Here is a 2,696-nt window from a genome sequence, read left to right as displayed (position 1 = left end):
ATAAAAACCAGCGCCAGCACCACAGATGCCTTCATCTTTTGAATAATCGCGAATGTCCACTTCATAACATTTCCTTAGTAAACTCACAATTTAACACTATTTGCTTCTAACTAATTCATCAATGATGAAAAAGTAAAAATGTTTAACTTGGTTTAATGAGTTTTCAGTTAAATGTAGTACAAATATTCGTTATCACTTCTGTTGTTAACGGGCTTGTTTATGCAGTACTAATTTTATTTAAGCGAGAAAACCAACAAGCCAATAAGTTTCTGGCACTGCTACTCATTTCACTTTCCTTAACATTTACACCATTTTTAATTGGTGGAGAATATTTTCTGAATGTTTTATGGCTGGCATTTCTGCCATTATCATTGGCCTATTGGATTGGGCCAGCTATTTATTTCTATACACAGCATCTTACTAATCCGTCCTACAAATTTAAACCCAGACAACTATGGCATTTTGCACCTATTGTTCTCAATTACATTCATAGTGTTTACCATGGCTTACAATTAAGTGGCCCACTGCATTTCATTCATGTAATTGGTGAGTTCCTCGAATTCACGTCCATCATTTCTGTTTTTATCTACTCCTACTTTGCACTAAAAAAGTTGAACAGCTACAATGAATCAATTCTTAATCAACTTTCAAATATCGAACATGTTCACTTGCAATGGCTTAAGAGTTTTATTAAAGTGTTAATTAGTTTATTCATTATTGTATTGCTCTATTATGTGATAGCCCAAGTAACTACTCACGATACTTATGCGGTTGAAATTGAATGGTTTAGAAGCTCTATCCTGCTCATTTATGGAACGACCATGTATTGGTTGAGTATTAGTGGTTACAGGCAGTCGCAAACCTTGAACAATCCAATTGATCTTTCAACGGAAACATCAATCTCAAAAACACCTGATCTAGTACAAATGGTACTGGAGAGAAAACTATACACCGATCCTGAGTTGAGCTTAAGAACACTGAGCAAGAAAACGGACATTTCAGAGAAAGAAATTTCTACCATCATCAACCGAGAATTGAACAAGAATTTCTATCAGTTCATTAATGAGTTTAGAATAGAAGAGGTAAAATCAAAGCTTAAAAACCCACAATACAACCATCTTAAAATTATTAGTATCGCTTACGAATGTGGCTTTAATTCAAAAGCCACATTCAATCGTTTATTTAAAAATATGGTTGGTCAATCCCCACAAGAATATAAAGAAAGTAACTGATTATCAGTGAATTAAAATTAATTGAGACCTATATTTCTTGAATGAGACTTGGTTTTTAATTCTATGTAACAGCTTTAGTGTAAACAAATTACACTATGAAAAATTTACTCACATTATTATTCTTATTTAGTATCGCATTGGCTAGTGGTCAAAGTATTAAAGATTTAGATTTTCTGATTGGCGAATGGGAAGTTGAAGAAACAATTATGCCGGGAACAGATAAAGAATATAAAGAAACCGGCAAAAGACGTTGCTCCTATTTTTTGAACGACAGTTGTATTTTAATGGAAGCTGAAACAACCATAAGTACATCTGGCCGAAAGCGTACCTATATGTATATTATAAATTATGATATCAAGGAAAATTGCTATTGGGCAACAGCGGTGGCTAGCGACTTTCCTAAACAGGGACTCCATAAATGGTTTTTGGACAAGGAAAATAAAATAATTAAAGCCATCACTCCTAAAAATGTAATTGAGGATCGGTTTTTCAGAGCTACTATTGATTACAGCAATCCTGATCAACTAGTTTGGAATGGCTGGGCTAGCATATTTAAAAATGACAAAGAGTGGTTTCAGATATTTAATGATGTAGCAACACGAAAAAAATGAGACCATTAATAATATTAGTTCTTTTATTGACTTCTTGTTTTCAAAAAGTTGAAAAGGATGCCTTTTATCCGCAAGCCTTCACTTTTGAACCGCATGTAGTCGGCTATAAAACATTAGAAACTTTCGATATAACTCGACCAGCGATACCCTACTCTGATTGGCAGGGTAATCTTTACAAAACTCCAGATTATAAGGGTAGACAATTTCAGATCAATATATGGTACCCGGCTGAAAATGCTACTTCCACACAACTTACAATAGGTAATTACATCGATTTAACGGCACGATCAGTCTATTTTGAGCAGACAAAAGAAAATTTAAATTTTGGAAGACAAGAAATAGTAAGTAAAGTTCACGATTTGGGTAATACCGATTCACTGAAATCTCTTGATGTTTTTAATAATTTAACGACTAAGGCCTATTTAAATGCCCGACCTATTGATGATAAATTCCCTTTAATTGTTTATCCTAATGGAATTGCACCATTTACCACAGCTCCTACATGTGAAATGCTAGCCAGTTATGGCTTTGTTGTGGTGTCCTTTCAAATGAAAGGAGTAGATAGTTCTACCTCAGAGGCATCTACCATTGGCGCTGATATTGGAGCCGATGATCTGAAATTTATACTCTCAGAAGTACTTAAACTTGATTTTGTAGATAATGATAAAATAGCTCTTATAGGCAACGCCATAGTGTCTTCATTTTGTGTTGCTCACCTCGTAAAAAATGAAAACATAGATGCATTTATAAGTTTAGAAGGTGGGTTTATAAGCAATTATGAACAAACCATTTTAAATGATATTCCCGCATATCAGCCTCACAGGCTTAACATTCCAATGCTCTGTATTTACTC

The 2,696-nt window shown here is 34.1% G+C and carries 3 protein-coding genes; all 3 read left to right on the top strand.

From position 1 onward, the window contains the following. The first annotated feature begins 155 nt into the window (after positions 1-155). A complete protein-coding gene (locus RLO81_RS20065; RefSeq protein ID WP_350116148.1) occupies positions 156-1,232 on the top strand; it encodes a helix-turn-helix domain-containing protein in 1,077 nt (358 codons plus the stop codon). 95 nt (positions 1,233-1,327) lie between these two features. Next, positions 1,328-1,843, top strand: coding sequence for a hypothetical protein (locus RLO81_RS20060; RefSeq protein ID WP_350116145.1), 516 nt, complete (start codon positions 1,328-1,330; stop codon positions 1,841-1,843). Next, the coding region (locus RLO81_RS20055) for a hypothetical protein (protein ID WP_350116142.1) at positions 1,840-2,696 on the top strand (857 nt) is incomplete at its 3' end. The genes RLO81_RS20060 and RLO81_RS20055, both read left to right, overlap by 4 nt.

The sequence above is a fragment of the Fulvivirga sp. genome (assembly GCF_040220315.1).
Taxonomy (GTDB): Bacteria; Bacteroidota; Bacteroidia; order Cytophagales; family Cyclobacteriaceae; genus Fulvivirga.
This window is presented reverse-complemented; position numbering and strand designations above follow the sequence as displayed.